General features: G+C 41.1%; 19 protein-coding genes. 12 read left to right on the top strand and 7 right to left on the bottom strand.

Annotation, left to right across the window (positions count from 1 at the left end; genetic code table 11):
- Positions 1-201: 201 nt before the first annotated feature.
- Positions 202-1,251, bottom strand: coding sequence for a cyanophycinase (locus tag G7092_RS08815; RefSeq protein ID WP_166088242.1), 1,050 nt, complete (start codon positions 1,249-1,251; stop codon positions 202-204).
- 156 nt (positions 1,252-1,407) lie between these two features.
- Between G7092_RS08815 and G7092_RS08810 the strand changes: the two genes are divergently transcribed.
- The gene (locus G7092_RS08810; protein WP_166088240.1) at positions 1,408-2,610 is read left to right on the top strand and encodes a sensor histidine kinase; all 1,203 of its coding nucleotides are present in this window, start codon (positions 1,408-1,410) and stop codon (positions 2,608-2,610) included.
- A gap of 24 nt (positions 2,611-2,634) precedes the next feature.
- Here G7092_RS08810 and G7092_RS08805 read toward each other — a convergent pair whose 3' ends face one another.
- On the bottom strand, positions 2,635-3,642 hold the full coding sequence (locus G7092_RS08805; protein ID WP_166088237.1) for a chitinase: 1,008 nt from the start codon (positions 3,640-3,642) through the stop codon (positions 2,635-2,637).
- 241 nt (positions 3,643-3,883) lie between these two features.
- On the opposite strand from G7092_RS08805, the gene G7092_RS08800 reads away from it, so the two are divergent.
- From G7092_RS08800 to G7092_RS08790, 3 genes are all read left to right on the top strand, one after another.
- The gene (locus tag G7092_RS08800) at positions 3,884-4,432 is read left to right on the top strand and encodes a cob(I)yrinic acid a,c-diamide adenosyltransferase (protein WP_166088235.1); all 549 of its coding nucleotides are present in this window, start codon (positions 3,884-3,886) and stop codon (positions 4,430-4,432) included.
- Positions 4,433-4,524: 92 nt separating this feature from the next.
- Positions 4,525-4,746: a DUF2795 domain-containing protein gene (locus tag G7092_RS08795; protein WP_002996718.1), complete on the top strand. Its 222-nt coding sequence runs from the start codon at positions 4,525-4,527 to the stop codon at positions 4,744-4,746.
- Between the two features lie 104 nt (positions 4,747-4,850).
- Positions 4,851-4,997, top strand: a complete 147-nt coding sequence (locus G7092_RS08790; protein WP_143013900.1) for a lmo0937 family membrane protein — start codon at positions 4,851-4,853, stop codon at positions 4,995-4,997.
- A gap of 40 nt (positions 4,998-5,037) precedes the next feature.
- Here the strand turns inward: G7092_RS08790 and G7092_RS08785 are convergent, their stop codons facing one another.
- Positions 5,038-5,766, bottom strand: a complete 729-nt coding sequence (locus G7092_RS08785; RefSeq protein ID WP_166088233.1) for a 2-C-methyl-D-erythritol 4-phosphate cytidylyltransferase — start codon at positions 5,764-5,766, stop codon at positions 5,038-5,040.
- An 80-nt stretch (positions 5,767-5,846) separates the two neighbouring features.
- A complete protein-coding gene (gene queA / locus G7092_RS08780; RefSeq protein WP_166088231.1) occupies positions 5,847-6,896 on the bottom strand; it encodes a tRNA preQ1(34) S-adenosylmethionine ribosyltransferase-isomerase QueA in 1,050 nt (349 codons plus the stop codon).
- 248 nt (positions 6,897-7,144) lie between these two features.
- On the opposite strand from queA, the gene G7092_RS08775 reads away from it, so the two are divergent.
- From G7092_RS08775 to G7092_RS08755, 5 genes are all read left to right on the top strand, one after another.
- Positions 7,145-8,392, top strand: coding sequence for an ABC transporter permease (locus G7092_RS08775; RefSeq protein WP_166088229.1), 1,248 nt, complete (start codon positions 7,145-7,147; stop codon positions 8,390-8,392).
- A gap of 7 nt (positions 8,393-8,399) precedes the next feature.
- Complete coding sequence (locus tag G7092_RS08770) at positions 8,400-8,933, top strand: DUF3347 domain-containing protein (protein WP_166088227.1); 534 nt, start codon at positions 8,400-8,402, stop codon at positions 8,931-8,933.
- A 193-nt stretch (positions 8,934-9,126) separates the two neighbouring features.
- Positions 9,127-10,413, top strand: a complete 1,287-nt coding sequence (locus tag G7092_RS08765) for a citrate synthase (protein ID WP_166088225.1) — start codon at positions 9,127-9,129, stop codon at positions 10,411-10,413.
- A gap of 223 nt (positions 10,414-10,636) precedes the next feature.
- Positions 10,637-12,532, top strand: coding sequence for a RecQ family ATP-dependent DNA helicase (locus tag G7092_RS08760; RefSeq protein ID WP_166088222.1), 1,896 nt, complete (start codon positions 10,637-10,639; stop codon positions 12,530-12,532).
- Positions 12,533-12,790: 258 nt separating this feature from the next.
- The gene (locus tag G7092_RS08755; RefSeq protein ID WP_166088220.1) at positions 12,791-13,393 is read left to right on the top strand and encodes a GIN domain-containing protein; all 603 of its coding nucleotides are present in this window, start codon (positions 12,791-12,793) and stop codon (positions 13,391-13,393) included.
- A gap of 67 nt (positions 13,394-13,460) precedes the next feature.
- On the opposite strand, the gene G7092_RS08750 is transcribed toward G7092_RS08755, so the two are convergent.
- Together G7092_RS08750 and G7092_RS08745 are read right to left on the bottom strand one after the other, a co-directional pair.
- On the bottom strand, positions 13,461-14,135 hold the full coding sequence (locus G7092_RS08750) for an SGNH/GDSL hydrolase family protein (RefSeq protein ID WP_166088218.1): 675 nt from the start codon (positions 14,133-14,135) through the stop codon (positions 13,461-13,463).
- A gap of 60 nt (positions 14,136-14,195) precedes the next feature.
- Positions 14,196-15,044 carry a helix-turn-helix domain-containing protein gene (locus G7092_RS08745; protein WP_166088216.1) on the bottom strand — a complete coding sequence of 283 codons (849 nt, stop codon included), beginning with the start codon at positions 15,042-15,044 and terminating at the stop codon, positions 14,196-14,198.
- A 128-nt stretch (positions 15,045-15,172) separates the two neighbouring features.
- On the opposite strand from G7092_RS08745, the gene G7092_RS08740 reads away from it, so the two are divergent.
- The 3 genes from G7092_RS08740 (at position 15,173) to G7092_RS08730 (ending at position 18,954) form a co-directional block, all read left to right on the top strand.
- A complete protein-coding gene (locus tag G7092_RS08740) occupies positions 15,173-16,156 on the top strand; it encodes a phytanoyl-CoA dioxygenase family protein (protein WP_166088214.1) in 984 nt (327 codons plus the stop codon).
- Between the two features lie 586 nt (positions 16,157-16,742).
- Positions 16,743-17,663, top strand: coding sequence for an AraC family transcriptional regulator (locus G7092_RS08735; RefSeq protein WP_166088212.1), 921 nt, complete (start codon positions 16,743-16,745; stop codon positions 17,661-17,663).
- An 82-nt stretch (positions 17,664-17,745) separates the two neighbouring features.
- Positions 17,746-18,954 carry an MFS transporter gene (locus tag G7092_RS08730; protein WP_166088210.1) on the top strand — a complete coding sequence of 403 codons (1,209 nt, stop codon included), beginning with the start codon at positions 17,746-17,748 and terminating at the stop codon, positions 18,952-18,954.
- A 447-nt stretch (positions 18,955-19,401) separates the two neighbouring features.
- Here the strand turns inward: G7092_RS08730 and G7092_RS08725 are convergent, their stop codons facing one another.
- Positions 19,402-20,406 carry a proline iminopeptidase-family hydrolase gene (locus G7092_RS08725; RefSeq protein ID WP_166088208.1) on the bottom strand — a complete coding sequence of 335 codons (1,005 nt, stop codon included), beginning with the start codon at positions 20,404-20,406 and terminating at the stop codon, positions 19,402-19,404.
- Positions 20,407-20,412: the final 6 nt, after the last annotated feature.

Raw genomic sequence — 20,412 nt, 5'->3', positions numbered from 1 at the left:
ACGGCATGTTACTACGGACTGTATTGAGCAAAGGATTTCTTCTCACGCCCGTCTTTGCCCATCGCTGTTCGTTCGAAATGACATTTAGAGTTGTTCATTGCCGCGGGTAGTCATAAATACAGACGCTTAAATGTGTAAACCATGTAAACCCACTTTTACACTGTCTGTTCAAGCATCGACACTTGAATGGGCTAAAAGGGATTACTTTACTTCCTGCCGTTTTAATTTACCGGCGTCTACCCACCACCAGAGCCATTTACCACCCGATGCCTTAGTTTGATCGAAACTAGCTACATCAAAACCTCCGCTGCCTGTTGCGGTTCCCTGTACTTCATAAACATGAATAGCCTGTTGGTTGTTATTCCAGGTTAAAGGTTTGCCCGGTTCGCATACCTCTGGTGGTTTTTGGCTGTTGGTCATTAAAAAGTAGGCTTTGCTGGTACCTATTACTATAGCACGACCGTTTTCGTCAACACAAACCGCGGTATGTTCATCGGCGGCTATGCCGTTGGCAAACAGTTGCCAATCTTTAATAATACGACTTAAAAAAGCCACATGGCGGCCCTGCCTGTCTCGGGTAATATAATGCTGGTCGGTAATTACCGATTTTAAAAACGGTGCGTGCAGCAGATCATCATTATACAATTTTACCAGTGGGTTATAAGGATTAGCCAGCGCCTGTTCGGCTGTAACGCTGGCATTCTCGCCACTATAATAAATACCGCCCATGATGGCACATCCTGCACTTGTACCGCCAACAGGCGCATGTTTTATATTAAGCAGATAGTTGATGGCATCCATGGTTTTGGTGCCGCGCCAGTAGTTCATGTAATCGGATTGATTACCGCCTGCAATAAAAAGCATTTCGGCATTGCGGATAATGTAAGCAACCGTATCATTGTTTGCCAACTCCCTGGAGTTAATTTTAAGGGTTTCTACCGAATTTACCTTACCCAGCCCATAGATATAAGGATTGTAACCATCCTTACCTGATGCCCGGATGATTACCACATCGCCGCCACCGCTACGGTCAATCATCCACTTAAAAGCTTCGTCAACATCCCTGCCACCGCCTATCATCACCAGGCCGGCTTTAACCGGGGTGGTTACATTGGCCGTATCGCCAATAATACCTATCGACGCCGGTCGACCGGGGATATGTTTACTTTTTTTAACGGTATCTGTACAAGTGAATGCCCACGCCGCCAACTGCGAGCCTAAAAAGATAACGGTTATAATGAGATGGCGCATAATTGTGAATGTAAATATTGTGTTTTCATTCAACTTAAAAAACTAAAATTTGCCATAACTCGTACTTGGTCTAAGTACCGGTTATAATGTGATAAAATGTTTGTTGCTAAACATTTTACTATATTACATGTTCTCCCTCTGTTTTAATTAAAATTAATGATCAAACCACCTATCCCTGAGAACGAGAACGAACGCCTTGCCGCGCTACATACCTATAATATTCTGGATACTTTACCCGAGGAAGGCTTCGACGAAATAACCCTCATTGCGTCAGAAATTTGCCAAACGCCTATATCGCTGGTTAGCCTTATTGATAGTGAACGTCAATGGTTTAAATCGCACAAAGGTTTGGAAGTAACCGAAACCGCCAAAGATTACGCTTTTTGCGCCCATGCCATTTTAGAGCCCGATAAAGTGATGGTAGTAAATAATGCGCTGCAAGATGTACGCTTTGCCGATAACCCACTTGTTATAAACCAACCGGAAGTGATATTTTATACTGGTGTACCCCTGGTTACACCGGATGGCCACGCGTTGGGTACTTTATGTGTTATTGATAATAAACCCAAGGAACTGTCGGCAAATCAGATAGCTACTTTAAAGGCGCTTGCCGGGCAGGTAGTAGCGCAATTAGAATTACGTAAAAAGAATCGTGAATTAAATGAACTTAGTTTAGAGTTGAAGCGATCAAATGAATACCTGGAACGGTTTGCCGTTATGGCTGCTCACGATATCCGTAACCCGCTTACCAGTATTTTGCTAACCAGCAAAATACTGAAAGATCGTTTTAAAGATTCGCTTGATGAAAAGGGCAATAAATTCCTGGATATTATAAACACCTCTTCCTATAAGCTGCTTGCACTGCTTGAAAATATGCTTGCTTATTCAAAATCGAATAAAATGCTATCGCAAAATAAGGAAGAAGTGGAGATTTTACCTTTGCTGGACGGGTTGATCAAGCTCATAAACGCGCCCGCATGTTTTACTATTAGTATCCCTTTGATACCGGTTAAGATCCGTACTTCCGTGGTAGCCTTTGAGCAGATCATCATTAACCTGTTAAACAACGCTATCCGGTACAATAATAAGCCCTTAGGTAATGTTAAAATTGATTATGATGAAAATGATCATTACTACATTTTCAGTATTACTGATAATGGTATTGGGATAGCCCCGGAACATTTCGAAAAGATATTTGAATCTATGTACACATTGGGTAATAAGGATCGCTTTGATAGGAATGGGACAGGCGTGGGATTGTGTACCGTAAAAAACCTGGTAGAAGCTTTGGAGGGTACTATATCAGTAAATTCGGTACTTAATAAATTTACAACATTCACCTTTACGTTAAAAAAGTGAATGTTGTAAATCTCCTCTGATAATTTAATACTTATAAGGTTCCATTTTACCGCATGAGCAGGCACAGTTAGCATCGGTTATACCTAGTTTCTTTAAAAAGAACTGGTAAAAGCCAATACGATCATTCATGCTGTACATGTTTTCGCCTTTATTACACTCTACTTCGCCATTCACAATATTGATGGTCATGCCAAAACCAGGTGTACGGCCTTTTGCTTTATCAACAGCATTAGGTTGCCATTTGCCGGTCATTACATCATGTGCTGATGGTTTATGCGTTTCGGGGGTCATCCAGAAATAAATAGCCGCCTTAAAAGCTACTACTGGATCGTTCTCCACCAGGTCAGGGTTGTTCAGTAAAATTTTAGCATCACCAAATATACAGGTAGAGGCCAGCCCATAATTGCCATTATAGCTTAATTGCATGGGGCCGCGACCGTAATATTTTTTACCCGCGACAGGCGGATATTCATCGCTCTCGGCTATATAACTTAAAGAGGTATTGCTTTCATGTATCAGCATAAGTCCATCGGTATAAGTGGCATTTACACCGTGACGGGTTTCATGGGCTATGTGCGCAAAAAAGGCTGCCAGCTCTTTTTTATTAGCTTCGGCACTAAATTGAGCGCAAAAGTTCCCATAATCTACGGTAAAGGTACTATCTGGTTTCTTTTTGGCCCAGTCTTCGTTCCAGTCACCGTCTTGCCTTACTGTACTGACCTTACCTGTTTTTTTATCAGTACGGATATATTGATAAACAGATGTTGCCCTTCGGGTAACTTGTATTTTTATTTGACCAAGTTCATCGGCTGCTTTTATAAAAGCGGCATAGCTGTAAAATTTATCGCGCTGCGGAAAAAGCTCATTAAATTGTTTCTCGCTGATAAGCGTTGATATAGATGCCGTTTTTTGCGAGGTGGCTGTTGCAGCCGGAGCTTTGGAGCCATTGCTGTTGCCGCAGCTAAAAGCCGATATTACTAATGCGGTGAAAGGTATAATAACGAGTTTAGATGATAATGCGATCGATCTCATAATTTTTGTTTTAAGAAGAGTCAAGAGATAAGAGCCAGGAATCAAGAGCACATTTAGTAACGAAATTATTTTTTTCTTAGTCTTGATTCCTGACTCTTACTTCTTGATTCTCATTTTATGCAAGTTTAAGCCTAACATTTAAAAATTTACACTTTATTAGCAAAAATTATACTACAATGGTATCAATACAAAATATATACACGTATATTGAACTTAAAGGATAAATGCTGCCGGATAAAATATGAAGATATATACTAAAACGGGTGATAAAGGGTTTACATCATTAATAGGAGGAACCCGGGTAGCCAAGCATCATATAAGGATTGAGAGTTATGGGACGGTAGATGAATTAAATTCCTATATCGGCCTCATCCGTGATCAGGATATTACTGACCACGATAAGGACATATTGAAGCAGATACAGGACAGGTTGTTTACTATAGGCTCCTCATTGGCTGCCGATCCGGAAAGATCAAAAATGGTAATTCCAGATCTGCATATGACCGATGTGGAGCTGCTGGAACAGGAAATGGATGCCATGAACGAGAAATTGCCTGAATTGCGTCATTTTATTTTGCCGGGCGGAAATAATACCATTTCGTTTTGCCATATTGCAAGATGTATTTGCCGCCGGGCCGAAAGGATAACCGTTCATTTGGCCGAAGAAAGTCCGGTTGATGAAAAAGTGAACATTTATCTGAACAGACTGAGTGATTACTTATTCACGTTAGCACGTAAAATTGCGAATGAGCTTAAAATACCTGAAAATCAATGGATACCCCGCATGTGAAAAATGTGAAAAAAAATCTTGATTTTCCAATTGAAAATATTATACTTTTGCGAAAAAGTTAATTTACTGAAAATAAATATAAATAGAGAAACATGTATTGGACACTTGAACTGGCATCTCACCTTGAAGATGCGCCCTGGCCCGCAACAAAGGATGAATTAATTGATTATGCTATCCGTTCAGGAGCTCCTGTTGAGGTTATTGAAAACCTGCAGGCGCTGGAAGACGATGGTGAACCGTATGAAAATATCGAGGAGATATGGCCGGATTACCCAACAAAAGACGATTTCTTTTTTAACGAAGACGAATATTAGCAACATGAAAAGCCCTCTTATGGAGGGCTTTTTTTATAAACACTACTTTTTGGAATGATTTTAGTAATAAGCCTTTCATATTTATCACTTAAAACATATCAAAAATGAGAGGTTTATTGTATATCATCGCCGTTATCCTGGTAATAGGATGGATATTTGGGTTTTTCTTTGGTCACGCCACAGGACTGATCCACATTTTATTGGTTATAGCTATTATCGCTGTACTTTTAGGAATTATCCGCAGGGCATAGCAATCGCCTGCTCATGCAATCAAAATTAAAAACCAATGGCTTAAGCCATTGGTTTTTTGCTTAAAAGCAATTCGGCTATGGCTATGTCTTCTGGAAAAGTTATTTTAATGTTTTGATGATTGCCTTCGGTAAGATGTATTTCAACACCGTCTTGTTCAACCACACTTGCATCATCGGTAAAATGTTCATTGTAGGGTTGTTCGTAGGCCTTCTTTAATAAATTGGCTTTAAAGGTTTGGGGAGTTTGTATCAGGTAGATTTGATCTCTTAATAAACTTACTGACCGGCCATTGATTAGCTGCCTTACCGAATCACGGCTTTTAACGGCTGTTACAGCGTTGCCATGTTCCCGGGCATAGTGGTATGAGGTTTCGATAACAAGAGTACTGGTAAGCGGGCGTACAGCGTCGTGAACGGCTACCAATGTGTTATCATCTGCTAATAGTTGATCAAGTCCGTTTTTTACAGAATGAAAACGGGTTTCGCCGCCATTAACCAGAGCATGCGGAATATCAAATTGATGGGTATGGCAAAGCTCCCTCCAATACTCATGATAAGTTTCCGGTAAAACTAAAATGATATCGGGTTTAATAGCTGATTGCGTAAAGGCCAGTATCGTATGCATTAAAACGGGCAGGTCATTAAGCAACAAAAATTGCTTTGGAACAGCTGATTGCATTCTGGTGCCTGTTCCGCCGGCTACTATTATAGCGTAATACTTTGGCGATAGGAGATGTGAAATATGAGGTGTAAGATTTTGATCGTCCATAAAATATTCCAAATCTAAAGCAAAAAAAATGAGATACAAGAAAACTCTCATATCTCAAATTTTATTACTTAAGTTTAAACTTAGATGATCAGCATGGCATCGCCATAGCTGTAAAAACGATATTTTTCTTTAACAGCAACTTCATAAGCATTCATCACATGCTCGTAACCTCCAAATGCCGATACCATCATTAACAAGGTCGACTCTGGTGTGTGGAAGTTAGTGATCATGCTGTTGGCGATGCTAAAATCATATGGCGGGAAAATGAATTTGCTTGTCCAGTCGTTAGCGGCTTTCAACGTTTTTCCTGCAGATACTGCCGATTCAATAGCACGCATAGAAGTAGTACCTACCGCGCAGATGCGTTTTTTACGCTCAATACCACGATTTACGATATCGGCCTGTTTTTGCTCGATGATAAATTGTTCAGAATCCATTTTATGTTTGGTCAGATCTTCCACCTCAACCGGGCGGAAAGTTCCTAAACCAACGTGCAAAGTAACCTCGGCAAAATCAACACCTTTTAATTCCAGGCGTTTCATTAGTTCACGGCTAAAGTGCAGACCGGCAGTAGGGGCGGCAACAGCGCCTTCATGCTTAGCAAAAATGGTTTGGTAACGCTCTTTATCTTCAGCGGTAGCTTTACGTTTGATATATTTTGGCAGCGGTGTTTCGCCCAGGATCTCCACATTTCTGCGGAATTCCTCGTCGGTACCGTCAAATAAGAAACGGATGGTACGGCCACGTGAAGTGGTGTTGTCTACAACTTCGGCAATCAGCAAATCGTCATCGCCAAAGTATAATTTGTTACCTACGCGTATTTTACGGGCCGGATCAACCAATACATCCCATAAACGCAGCTCTTTATTGAGTTCGCGTAATAAAAATACTTCAATTGTAGCACCTGTTTTTTCTTTATTACCATACAAACGTGCAGGAAATACTTTGGTGTTATTCAGAATCATTACATCCTGGTCTTCAAAATAATCCAGTACATCTTTAAATATTTTATGCTCAATTTTTCCTGAATCTTTGTGTAAAACCATTAAACGGGCTTCGTCGCGGGTGGCAGATGGATTGTGTGCTACTAATGATTCTGGTAAATTGAATTTGAATTGAGATAATTTCATGCTTGTATTTATGAATTTTCAGGGCGCAAATGTATTAATTTTTTTTGTTAATCTCACCGATTTTTTTATGAACAACATGGTTGACTTATAATTCAGTTTATATATAAAAAGAATGTAACTTAACAGCTGTAATATCGTCTAAAAAACGAAATATTCCATACCGGTATATTTTTATAAAAATATTTTGCCGCCACAGTTTATAAGTGTGTGTGGTAGAATGATTAACCATCGAGATCAAAATAAGTTGTATGCTATTTTTAAAACTTTTCAGAGAAAGCTTTTTGTTCGCTTATGATGCGCTAAGACAAAATAAATTGCGCACCATGCTTTCCTTGTTAGGGGTAACTATAGGCATATTTACTATTATCGCGGTTTTCTCGGCTGTAGATACTTTGCGCAATAACCTACAAAAAAGTGTCGACAAGCTGGGTAATAACAGTGTTTATATCCAAAAATGGCCCTGGGTTGGTGGTAGCGACTTTCCGTGGTGGAAATATTTACAGCGCCCGGTACCTAAATTGCGCAATTTTGAAGAATTACAGCGCCGGAGCCAAACCGCCGAAGCATTATCATATGAAATATCTATAGATAACCGTACTATTAAATATAAGAGTAATACGGTTGAAGGTGCACAGATAGATGCTGCCTCGAAAGACCATGATAAAACCTGGAATTTTGATTTTGCCAGTGGAAGGTACTTTACCGAAATGGAATCAAAAACAGGTGCGCCTGTGGTTAATATAGGGTTTGATATAGCCGAAAACCTGTTCCCGGCAGGTGATGCTGTAGGTAAGCAAATCAAAGTAATGAATCGTTATGTTACGGTTGTAGGTGTATTCTCTAAACAAGGGAAAGACATGCTGGGTATATCTACAGATAAAGAAGTTTTGCTACCGCTTAATTTTGCACATAATCTGATTGATATACAAGCCGAAAAATATCAGCCGCAAATTATTGTAAGAGGCAAAAAAGGTATCCCGGTTGATGATGTGGAAAGTGAACTACGTGGATTGATGCGCTCGATCATGAGTTTGAGGCCAGGACAAGAAGATAATTTTTCACTGAACCGCACCACCATGTTGACTAATGCTTTGGACGATCTTTTCAGTATCGTTAATAAAGGAGGATTTATTATTGGTTTATTCTCGATGCTGGTAGGCGGTTTTGGCATTGCCAACATTATGTTTGTATCGGTAAAAGAACGTACCAATATTATAGGTATTCAGAAATCACTGGGTGCTAAAAACTACTTCATACTGCTTCAATTTTTGATCGAATCCATTGTACTTTGCTTATTAGGAGGTTTAGTAGGGCTTTTACTGGTGTATTTTTCGACCTTTGGGGCCAAAGCTCTGTTTGATGTACAGGTAGTGCTGGATATCAATAATATTTTAAAAGGCTTAGGTTTTTCATTAGGAATAGGTGTAATTTCGGGTATTATTCCAGCATATTCAGCTTCAAGGCTTGACCCTGTTGAGGCTATACGCACAAATTAATACCGATATGAAAATCAATGTTTTTAACAGTACTTTATTAGCAGGCTTCGTTATAGCCGCAGCCGCATGTAATCAAACTGCCAAACCAGCACAGGAAACAACTTCCAAACCAGATAGCGCTAAAACTATTGTAGCTAAAGTAGCCGATACATCGAACACCGCTGATGTATTTAATAATTACATCGGCCTTAAAAATCAGTTTCTGAAATCGAATAGGAAAGGTATTAAAAGTACCGCCGCCATGCTGGAGAATAAGCTGGCTGGCATTAAAGGCTGCACCGAAACCGCTACACTGGCTCATCAAATAGCCACAGGCGATGATATCAAGGCGCAGCGTGATGCGTTTTTGATATTGAGTAAAGATGTCATCGCCCTGATAAAAGGTTCAAAATTCAAATCGATTCCTATATATGTTGACTTTTGCCCTATGGCTGATAGTGGCAAGGGCGGCTATTGGCTGTCTGTAAACAAAGCCATCGAAAATCCATACTTCCCCGAGCATATGAAAACCTGTGGACAGGTTAAAGAACAGATCAATTAAACCGATCGGTTTTTTTGTCTATTTATTTTGTCCCCGCTTTGTAATTAATGTTTTTTTAATGAATAATTGATGCTTTGTAATTAGCAAAACTGGGTTTAATTAATAGATTTGCACATAAAATTTACAAACAGTAAATGATCTGGAGGGTTATAATACACAGATTTAATTACATTTGTTACAACAATTATTTTCTATGTCGGATACAGCACAACTAAAAATTGGTGATAATACATTTGACCTCCCGGTGATTGAGGGTACAGAAGGTGAAAAAGCTATTGATATTTCAAAACTCCGGGACTTGAGCGGTTATGTAACGCTGGATATCGGCTATAAAAATACAGGTGCTACCAAAAGTGCCATCACTTTTTTAGATGGTGAAAAAGGCATATTAAAATATCGCGGTTACCCAATCGAGCAGTTGGCAGAGAATGCTAGTTTCATCGAAGTGGCATATTTGCTTATTTACGGCGAATTACCAACTGAGCAACAGCTTACCGATTTTCAATACCAGATAAGTCGCCATACTTTGGTTCATGAGGATATGAAGAAGTTTTTTGATGGTTTTCCGTCAAAATCACATCCAATGGGCCAGTTATCATCGCTGATAGGTGCGCTGGCTGCGTTTAATCCGGAATCATTAAAACAAGGTCTTACTACCGAAGAGGTTAACCTGGAAATCATAAAACTACTGGCTAAAATGAGCACGGTAGTTTCCTGGATCTACAAAAAATCATTGGGTCACCCGGTTGTATATCCTCAAAATAAATTTGATTATGTAACCAACTTCCTGTACATGACCTTTGCCGAGCGTACAGAAGATTATAAGGTAGATAGGGTAGTGGTTGATGTAATGAACAAGTTACTGATCCTGCATGCCGATCATGAGCAAAACTGCTCAACATCAACTGTGCGTATAGTTGGTTCGTCTGATGCTAACCTGTACGCCTCAATTTCAGCAGGTATATCTGCACTGTGGGGCCCCCTGCATGGTGGTGCTAACCAGGCGGTTATCGAAATGCTGGAGAAGATCAAGAATGATGGTGGCGATACCGACAAATGGATAGCAAAAGCAAAAGATAAAAATGATCCGTTCCGTTTAATGGGATTTGGTCACCGTGTGTACAAGAATTTCGACCCACGCGCCAAGATCATTAAAAAAGCCTGTGATGATATATTAGAAAAACTGGGTATCAATGACGAGGTACTGGAAATAGCTAAAAAATTGGAAGAAGTAGCCTTGAAAGATCCATACTTTGTGGAGCGTAAATTATACCCAAACGTTGATTTTTACTCAGGTATTATTTACCGTGCATTAGGTTTCCCAACAGAAATGTTCACCGTACTATTTGCACTGGGCCGTTTACCGGGATGGATAGCACAGTGGAAAGAAATGAAAGAAAACAAAGAACCTATCGGCCGCCCGCGCCAGATCTATACCGGCGACACCGAAAGAGAGTATGTTGACGCGAAAAAAAGATAATATTTGGTTCATGGATCATAGTTGATGGTTCATGGTCAGAAATAAAAAAATAGCGGTGATTTTGTCACCGCTATTTTTATTAAAGGTCATTCGAAGTCTCTGACTTTGAATGAATATGTTTGTAGTTTGCAAGTGAGGATGGCAAATTTGTTTCTGGCTGCTTTCAGACGGTTATCTATGTACCATCAACTATGATCCATGAACTATCTACCATGAACTAATAATGACCATAGAGGAAATATTAAAACAGTACTGGAACCACGATAGTTTCCGGCCGATGCAGGCGGAGATCATCAAGTCTGTTTTATTAGGACGTGATACCCTGGCTCTGTTGCCTACCGGTGGTGGTAAATCCGTTTGTTTCCAGGTACCCGCGTTAGCTAAAGAGGGGGTATGTATCGTAGTATCGCCGCTGATAGCCCTCATGAAAGATCAGGTAGAAAACCTGAAAGCCAAAGGTATCAATGCCGTAGCCATTGTATCGGGTATGGGTTTGCGGGAGATAGACTTGGCGCTGGATAACTGTATTTACGGTTCGGTTAAATTCCTGTACCTGTCGCCCGAGCGCTTGCTATCTGAACTGGTGCGCGAGCGGATCAAGTATATGAAAGTAAACCTCATAGCCATTGATGAAGCACATTGTATATCGCAGTGGGGCTATGATTTCCGGCCACCATACCTGCATATTGCCGATCTTCGGGAATTACACCCCTCAGTTCCTGTATTAGCCCTCACAGCCACCGCTACGGCTGAAGTGAAGGATGATATCCAGCAGAAATTATTATTTAAAGACGCGGTTGTTTACCAGCAAAGCTTTGAGCGCCGTAATATTAGCTATGTGGTGCAAAATGCCGAAAACAAGCTGCAAAAGATGCTGGATATTGCCCGTGGTGTAAAAGGCAGCGGTATTGTTTATGTGCGTAGCCGCCGGGATGCTGCTGATATTGCCAAATTTTATAACGAGAGTGGTATTAAAGCCGATTATTATCACGCCGGCTTATCTATGGATCAGCGGGCGGAAAAACAGGAGAGCTGGAAAAATAATCGTACCCGCATTATTGTGGCCACTAATGCTTTTGGTATGGGCATTGATAAACCAGATGTGCGCTTTGTGATTCATAAAGATATGCCCGAAAGCCTGGAAGCTTATTATCAGGAAGGCGGGCGTGCCGGGCGTGACGAACAAAAAGCTTACGCTATTTTACTATACACCAATTCCGATAGGCTAAGGCAGGAAAAAATGTTCCTGTTGAATTTTCCCTCGGTAGAGGAAATTAAGCATGTGTACCATTGCCTGGCCAATTATTACCAGCTGGCTTATGGAGCAGGTGAGGGTTTGAGCTTTGGTCTTGATCTGGGCGATTTTTGCAGTCGATTTAAATTGGATGCCGTTAAAACGCTCAACGCACTCAAATTTCTGGAAAAGGACGAATACCTGTCGTTCAACGAAAGCGTGTTTCTGCCATCGCGTTTTCGGTTTGAGGTGGTGAATGAGGTATTATATAACTTCCAGATACAGAACGCCGGCTGGGATCCATTTATTAAAACCCTGCTGCGTTCCTACGGTGGTTCGTTTGAAAATTATGTGCGCTTGAAAGAATACGACCTGTCACGACGTACTAATCTGAACGTTCAGCAAGTGATTGATGGATTGATGCAACTACAGGAGTTTGGGCTCATCAGTTATTTACAGCAGACCGATCAGCCGCAGGTTACTTATCTAAAGCCACGCCAGCAGGCCGATCGTCTCTTCATCAACAAAAAATATATTGAGGAACGCAAGGAAATCTATCGCCAGAAAATGGAAGCGGTTTTTGCCTATGCTACTGCCAAAAAATGCCGCAGTCAAATGCTGCTGGCCTATTTTGATGAAACTAATGCCCGTAAATGTGGCGTGTGCGACATTTGCCTGGAGGAGAAACGCCAGAAAAACGCCGACGAAATATTTGATAATATTACCCATGAAATTGTACAGTTTTTAGGTATAGCTACCCCTGATATAGGTATGCTGGTTAATACCATTAATGTAGGCACCGAAAAGGAAAAGATGGAAACTATCCGCCTGTTGCTGGATGCCGGTAAAATAAAAACAGACGGCGAGAAGTATTACCTGGCCTGATTAGAGGTTCGTGGATCGTGTTGTCTGAGCCATGTTTATTCGCCTATTGCCCTAATCATTCCACCTAAACTCCCGTACCCGCACTTTGCACCCATATTTTCTTCCCAATTTCACCGACAACATTCCCGCCCTTACCGACAAAATCCCGACGTACAACTATTACAGGCCATATCGCTGTAACGTTTTTTTAGTGCGATCGTCATATTGGTGTATTTAAAATAACAATATTAATCAACTGACAATCAAAATATTAAAATTATGAAAACTTTAGCAATCACCATGTTTACCGTAGCAGCTATGGTATTTGGATTAGGAAATCAAGCACAAGCCACTGTTAATAATAACAACAACAAGGCCATCGTTTTAACCGACATCACCCGCATTAACAAGATCGAAGTTTATGGTAATGTTCAGGTATATGTTTCAAACGGCACAGCCGACGAAGTAAAGGTTTACAACCGATATTACGCCGAAAACGCGTTGGTACAATCAAAGAACGGTGTATTACGCATCACCTCATATAACAAGGCCGAAAAATTAGTTGTTTGGGTTACAGCCAAAGAGCTATCCGAAATAACTGCTTATGATAATGCCAATATCAGCTCATTCGGTAACCTATCAGCCATTGAACTGGATGTAAAGCTGTACAATAACGCTTCCGCCACTTTAAAATTGGATGCTTACAGCGCCCGTGTTACCATGAACGATAAAGCCTGCGCTAACCTGAGTGGTTCTGTTAATGAATATAGATTAAACCGCAGCTATGGATCAACCGTAAACGGATCAAACCTGATAGCCGAACACACCACCGAAGTATTGAATGGTGCAAAAATTAAAGCAGATGAGTATGCAGGTTTATAATCACCATCACACCAGGCTTATAACCGAACAAAGCCACCTGAAGCCGGGTGGCTTTGTCTTTTTATAGCTATTTTCCTGCCATCAGTTTTTCAACTACATAAGGCGCTATGATCTTGACGGCCCCTTCAGGATCGGGATGCAAGCCATCCGGTACATAAGTCAAATATTCTTCTTTCCCCTTATCCAGTATTGTCTTCCAATGCGGATAATGATCAATCAATAACAATTTTCGTTTTTTAGCTATCTGCCTGTATAGATCGTAATAGCTGTTCAGCTCGGGGCGGTCGGCTGCATGTTTGTCGAGTGCTATATCCATGGTTTGCAGAATGATTTCACAATCCGGATTATACAGTTTAATACGGTCGATCATATAGTTCAGATTTAGTGTAGCAAGTTCCCTGCTAGTTTTATAGTTGAGGAAAGCATCATTCATACTAAACTCAATTAAAACGGCATCGGGCTTTTTGCTGATCACGCTATCTTCCAAATGCTGTACGCCCCAGGTTGACCACATCGCACTTTTAGCCGCATTATACACGGTTAAATTATTGTGGTACTTTTCATTCAGATCAGCAGCGACGGCATCTACCCAGGCATGCCCGCCAGCGCCCGCGGTTAAGCTAGTACCATAAACAACCAGGACCTGTGGTTTGCCGGCCTGTAGGTTTTTAACCAGTTGGGTTTGCGCTGATGCTGCCGATGAAAGAAAAATGAGTGCAATGATTAATAGGTTTATTTTCATAGTGTTGTAATATGATGCTAAATATATAAATTCTTTGTTTGGAGATCTTCAATACTGATTTTAGCCGGCCACCCACTTTTTTTTAAACTCTGACGGATTTTGACCAACTAATTTGTTAAACAGTTTATTAAAATAACTCAAGCTTTCAAATCCAACTGCATAGCAGGTTTCGGTGATGTTTTTATCCTGCATCAACAGATTTTTGGCACGTTCGATACGGTATTGGTTTACAAAATCGGTAAAAGTGATATGGGTTTGTCGTTTAAAATACCGGCAAAAGGCTGGGGTAGTTAGATTTACTTTCCCTGCGACTACGTTTACATCTGGTTTTTGTGCATAGTGGGCGTCAATATATTCGTAAATAGCACCCATCCTGATCTTGTCCTTCAGGATAAAATCCTTGCTGTTTTCGTCATTATTGAGCAGGGTATATTCTTTAGAATCAGCCAGTATCCGAAAAATGTTCATCAGTTCCAGTAGCTGATCAAAATTGCTCAGGTTACCTATGGCCTTCAGCTTTTGTGCCACCAACGCCCGGGTATCGCCATGAAAGGCAACGCCATACGCAGCGTTTTTGAATAGTTTATTCACCAGTTGAAGTTCGGGAGCATAGTTGATGGCATCGCCCATAAAATCGGTTCGTAGCTGTACTACTATCTGATGATAATCACTGCGCAGGCGATAATCAAAATTGAGATGGGGGAGGTTAGGGCCGATAAACACCAGGTCGCTTTGAGTATAGCCCGAAATATGTGTGCCTACATGACGGATACCGGCGTCGGCCTCCACATAAACCAACTCCACCTCCGGGTGATAATGCCACAAAAAAGTGTTGCGCAGCCTGGGCGAAAACAGTTTGAATGATTTTCCCGGCTCAAATTCTATTCGCTCCAGTTGTATCTGATTCATCTTGTATTGTATAATTTTTTATCATAAATGTATTAAATAAGTCAATGTAGAACAAATATTGATCATTGTAGCGGATATACCGCTTGTTGTATCCCTGTAATTTTGAATTATTAACCAACACATAGATCATGGAAGCAACAAGCAAAACTATGGCCGCTATGGCACCTACAATGAATCCTAACGAAGCCCATAAAGATATCCCGGGTAATCCCTCTGCGGCCAAATCGAGCCAGGTAAAATTGAACGATCGCAGTAACGGGCAACCCCTGAGGGTATTGAGCGAGGACGACTGGAGCTTTTGGGTAACCAATGGCTACGTAATTGTTAAGAACGCTATCCCCAAGGAAATGGCCCAACGCACAGCCGACTACCTGTGGCAATACGAGGATAAAGATCCCAACGATATAGAAAGCTGGTACAAAAGGCCCAATGCTCAAATGCAAATGAAAGAACTGAATAATACCGGTATGGTTGAAATTTACAACCACCAGTATTTGTGGGACAATCGCCAGTATCCTCGTGTGCACCAGGCCTTTGCTGATATCTGGGGTACCGAAAAACTTTGGGCCAACATCGACCGTGCCAACCTGAATTTCCCAGTACGACCCGGTTTTGAGTACAAGGGTTTTATCCATTGGGATTACGATCCCGAAACCAAACCCCAAAACGTGCAGGGTGTATTGGCCCTGGCCGATCAAACCGACGAAAATATGGGCGGTTTTCAATGTATCCCTGAGCTTTATCGCACTTATGATACCTGGAAGCTAACCCAACCCGCTGATCGCGACCATTATAAGCCCGATACTACCGGCTTTGATATTGTTAAAGTAAAGCTGGAAGCCGGTGATCTTTTGATTTTCAATAGTTTACAGCCTCACGGCATCAGGCCCAATACCAGTGGTAATAAAGTGCGTATTGCCCAGTATGTGGCCATGATGCCCGCCCAGGAACATAATGACGAACTGCGGCAATGGCGCATCAACAGCTGGCAAAACCGGGAAGCCATGCAGGGCTACGCTTTCCCGGGCGACCCATTGGAACGGGAGAAGAAAAATCCCGTTGCCCAACTTTCACCATTGGGCAAAAAGTTGCTGGGTTTAGACAAATGGTGATGCCATTTATTGAACATAAAACTTTTTAAACCTTGAATTTTAACACTTTTATGATCGAAAATGGGGTGAAAATGCTTCAAAAACTGGCGAAAATTCATCCAAAACCATCGATTTTAACACTTTTTAACAAATTTTTGGTGGGTTTTGAAAGGTTTAAAAAGTATTAGGTTATTGATAGTCAAATTATTGAATATAAAATGATCGATTTTTAACCTCTTTTATCCCTAACTAAACAGCCCGCTTGTCTCCTGAAAAGACAAGCGGGCCGCTGTTGATATAAAGATACGAAATTTTAAGGAGATTCTTGGAGTAAGGATTTTTGGAACAAGGAGCAAGGATTTCTTTGCCCATTCATATGGTGCCAGTTCAAGCGTCCTCCGCTTGCGCTAATACTTCGGTGAGCATCTGCACTCACCTTTATCAAATTGGATAGCACATGAGCGTGGACGCTCATATGGCCCTGCATTCAAGCGGAGGACGCTTGAATGGGCGTGGATTATTATCATCAATGCCTATGTAGCTGATAATGACATGGAGATTACGATAGATACTGCCTGCTTTATTTGAATTGTTTAATTTTGTTAGTATGGAACAGGTAGAAACATTATTACATTATTATCAACTCACCAACAGGGAAATTCCATCTGAGTTGCTCAATACCAAGGGCACTACGAGTCATTTTAATGTTTTGAAGCGGAACAATTGCCTGAGCGCATTTCCATTTCAGCGCAGGGATTATTACAAGATATGTTTGATATATGGCAAAGCAATGCTGTATACAGCTAACGGTGAGGTAGCCATTGATCAGTACGCTATCATTTTTTCCAGCCCGAATGTGAAATTTGGCTGGAAGGGGCTTTCCAGTGAAAAGGATGGTTATATATGCCTGTTCAATGAGCAATATCTGAGTACAGAGCTCAGGAAGGAATTTAAAAAACTGTATGAGCTGTTTAAGAACAGTGTTTATCCGATCATTTTTTTGGATAAAGAACAATATGATACACTGATGTATTACTTCAGCCTGATGTATAATGAATACAACGGCAACTTTGCTTATAAAAAAGAACTGGTTGAAAATATACTCCGGTTGATTATTTACACGGCCATAAAAATTCAAAGCGCACTTAGTCCCGAAGATATCGGCGTACAGAAAAGAGATCGCCTGGTAAATAATTTTATAGAATTACTGGATAGCCAGTTCCCGGTAGAGTCACCACAAAATGGCATCCTGTATAAAACCCCTGCCGATTTTGCTGGTCAGTTGCATGTGCATGTAAATCATCTCAATCATTCGTTAAAAGCCGTATTGGGAAAATCAACCACGCAGCTTATCAATGAACGGATTGCGGTAGAGGCCATAGCGCTGATCCAGAACAGCGACTGGAATATTTCGGAAATTGGTAACGGTCTTGGGTTTGAGTATCCGCAGCATTTTAACGTTTTTTTCAAAAGGCAAACCGGCAGCAGTCCAAAATCATATCGCGGTCAATTGGTCGAAAATGTTTGAATTGTTTAATAATTGCTTTGAATGGTGTAATATAGGTACGCCTGGCTATTTCTAATTTTGTATCGTAAATTTTAGAGGTAATATGAAGCGGCTTAAAAAAGAAAACGAATGGATAGGTACTATTTTAGCATTTATGATCATACCCATATCGGGTTTTGCGATTGATGTTTATGTGCCATCGTTTCCTCAAATGGTGAACGACCTTCACGCCACGCCATCTGATATCAGGTTAACGCTTTCCATTTTCCTGATCAGTTATGGTGTATCTCAATTGTTTGTAGGTAGTATTGTAGATAGTTTTGGCCGGTATAAGATTGCTCTTGTCTCTTTACTGGTATTTGTATTGAGTAACATTGCCATTGTTGTAACCAAAAACATCGAGGTTATTTTTGTAATGCGGGCGCTTCAGGGCCTGGTGATCTCGTTGATCATGGTTGCCAAGAGAACTTTATTTATAGATATATATACCGGTGATAAACGTAAAAAGTATACCAGCTTGCTTTCTGTAGTATGGTCAACCGCGCCTGTGGTAGCACCTTTTGTGGGGGGCTATCTGCAAAGCTTTATCGGCTGGGAGGCCAACTTTTATTTTCTGGCCTTATATGGGGCAGTAATGTTAGTTTTAGAGCTGATATACAGCGGCGAAACCATCGCGGCTTATAAACCTTTTCACCTTAAAACCATTTTAAATACCTACCGCGAGTTTTTATCGGCAAAGGATTTCAGTATTGGCGTGCTTGTTTTGGGATTGAGCTATTCTATGGTAATCATCTTTGGCATGTCGGCTCCTTTTATTATTGAGCATGTTTTTCATTACTCCCCGGTAATTACGGGTTATGCTTCGTTATGTTCTGGTGTATCACTATTAACGGGCGGCATGCTGAGCCGTATGCTGATAGATAAACCTTTTCATAAAAAACTGAAGCTCGGCAACCTGGTACAATTCGGTATAGCTCTGCTCATGTTTATGTTTGGTGTGTTTTATGCCGGCTATTTTAATATTTTTTCGTTGTTGATCTTTGTAGTGATGCTGCACTTTTTAGCCGGCTTTATGTATAATATTTACCTTACTTATTGCTTTATGCGGTTCCCTGCCTATGCCGGAACGGCAAGCGGTATCACCAGCGGCGGTTCATATGTGGTGGTTTCCATTGTAAGCTCGGCCCTGGTAAGCCTCATCAATATTCATGATCAGCGTAGCTTTGCTATCATTTACATCGTGCTCTCGGTGGCCATTACAGTGGCTTTATTATCCTTGAAAAAGGAGAACATAGCCAAGCATGCTATATAATATTCAAATTGCGGGGAGATTTCGAATAACTCAGGGTCCTCTGCGAGAGACCCTGAGTGGACAGGAAATAGGGCTGTCACCCTGAGCTTCGTCGAAGGGTAGAGCGCAGGGGCCTGCACACCATGCTTCGACAGGCTCAGCATGACAGCCATCAAAAGAGCCATGGCTTGGTGCGATTCCTCTTGTCTCCTCAGGGTCTCCTGAAAGGGACCCTGAGGCTGCCCAGCTTATAACTCAGGGGCCTCTGCAAGATATCCTGAGTGGACAGGAGAGAGCCAGAGCTCTTGTGCGATTTCTTCCCGAGGGAAGGGGAGGAAGGGATTAATCATCGCGCGTAGAAACCCCTCCCTGCCATTACGCCTCCCCAGCGCACCCCTCCCGTGGGGAGGGAATTGAAAATGAGTTCTTAATTAAAAATCTTTTGCTTTTATCATAGAAATCAACATTCTAATTATTATGCTTGATAAACGCTATCAAACCCGGAAAATATTGATCGGGGTTATCAATAAAACAGATATGCCCCGCGTTAGGCACCACGTAATATTGCGACTTAGCAAACAAGGTGTTTAGCTTTTTTAATTGCCCCGTACTGATAATAAAATCGTATTCCCCTCTTATTAGCAAAACGGGAACGGTTATTTTAGAGATCATCCCAGCGTAATCCAATGAAAAAGTTGATGGACCTATTTTTCGGGCAACCTCCATATTCTTATGGAGCTTGGTTCTTAGCATGGCATCGGGCAATTTATCCAGTCTGAGTACAAAGGTCCGGGTAAATGTACTGTCAAAGGCTTTCTGATATATGTTTTGGTCATAAGACAACCCTTTCTGTTTGTTCTGCATTAGGGAATTAAACTTTGGGCTTGCATTCAATATACTATCGGTTTGAGCACTGGTAGAAGAAATCCGTTGATCAAAATCTTTAGGAAAGGGGTTCATGTCTGAAAATATCATCCCTTTTACATGTGTTTGATATTGATAGGTATAGGCAAGGGCCAACAGGGAACCAAAAGAGTGCCCGTATATGAAAAAATGATCGAGATTCAGGCCTTTCCGTACTTGTTCTATTTCTTCTACATAACGGGATACCTTCCAAATGCTTGTATCGTTTAATTGTTGGGGCGTGGGTTGCTCAGAAAAGTATGATCCAAACTGGTCATAATAATAAATGGTTATGCCTTTGTTGGGGAGGTACTTTGAAAATATTTCAAAATATTCATGTGATTGGGCAGGGCCGCCATGCAACAGCAATACATTAATTTTTCCATCGCCTATTTTTTGCGTCCATACCCAAAACTTTCCGTTGATCAGTATTTTCTTTACCCCTGGTTCCTGTTGTTTTTTATAATAGGTGCTGTCTTTTTCCTGGGCATTAGTAACCAGTGTGATTAAAAGCAAAAGGGGCACAATGAAATAAGTTCGTATGTTTCGGGTTGCAAAGGGTGTAGCCATCTTCTT

This window comes from Mucilaginibacter inviolabilis (assembly GCF_011089895.1).
GTDB lineage: Bacteria > Bacteroidota > Bacteroidia > Sphingobacteriales > Sphingobacteriaceae > Mucilaginibacter > Mucilaginibacter inviolabilis.
The sequence above is the reverse complement of the archived record's forward strand: the minus strand, read 5'-3'. Positions and strand labels throughout refer to the sequence as shown.